We start from the raw sequence: 706 nt of genomic DNA, 5'->3' as shown, positions 1-706 counted from the left end.
TGGCTCCGGTTCGTGGTCCGCGGTCTGTGGTGGGTGTGGTGTTGCCGGAGTTGTTGGCTGGTGCTGTGGGTGTGGCCGGTGTCGGTGGTGTTGCGGTGGTGTCGGGTTCGCGGGTTGTTTCTTATGGTGAGTTGGATGCGGCGTCGTCGCGGTTGGCGCGGATGTTGATGTCGTGTGGGGTGGGTCCGGGGTCGTTCGTGGCGTTGGCGTTGTCGCGGTCGGTGGAGTCTGTGGTGGCGGTGTGGGCGGTGGCGAAGGCCGGTGGTGCGTTCTTGCCGGTGGATCCGAATTATCCGGTGGATCGGATCGAGCACATGTTGGTCGATTCGGGTGCTGTGGTGGGTGTGACGTTGGGTGCGCATGTGGGTGCGGTGTCGGGTGTGGGTGGGGTGTCGTGGGTGGTGCTCGATGATCCGGATGTGGTGGCGGATTTGGCGTTTCGGTCGTCTGCTCCGGTGTTGGAGGAGGAGCGTTCGGGTGTGTTGCGTCTCGATGATGCGGCGTATCTGATCTATACGTCGGGTTCGACGGGTGTGCCCAAGGGTGTGGTGGTCACTCATCGTGGTGTGGGGAACTTGGCTGCCGAGGAGCGGGTTCGGTTCGGTGTGGGGCCGTCGTCTCGGGTGTTGGCGTTCGCGTCGCCGAGTTTCGATGCGTCGATTCTGGAGTTCGTGTTGGCGTTTTCGGGTGGGGCGACGATGGTGAT

Annotated in this window: 1 protein-coding gene; it reads left to right on the top strand. The window is 63.3% G+C overall.

Annotated elements, in window-relative coordinates:
• A partial coding sequence (locus tag MTX35_RS25325) for an AMP-binding protein (RefSeq protein ID WP_243597479.1) occupies positions 1–706 on the top strand: 706 nt, incomplete at both ends.

It is taken from the genome of Rhodococcus sp. ARC_M12, assembly GCF_022810385.1.
GTDB lineage: Bacteria > Actinomycetota > Actinomycetes > Mycobacteriales > Mycobacteriaceae > Rhodococcoides > Rhodococcoides navarretei.
This window is presented reverse-complemented; position numbering and strand designations above follow the sequence as displayed.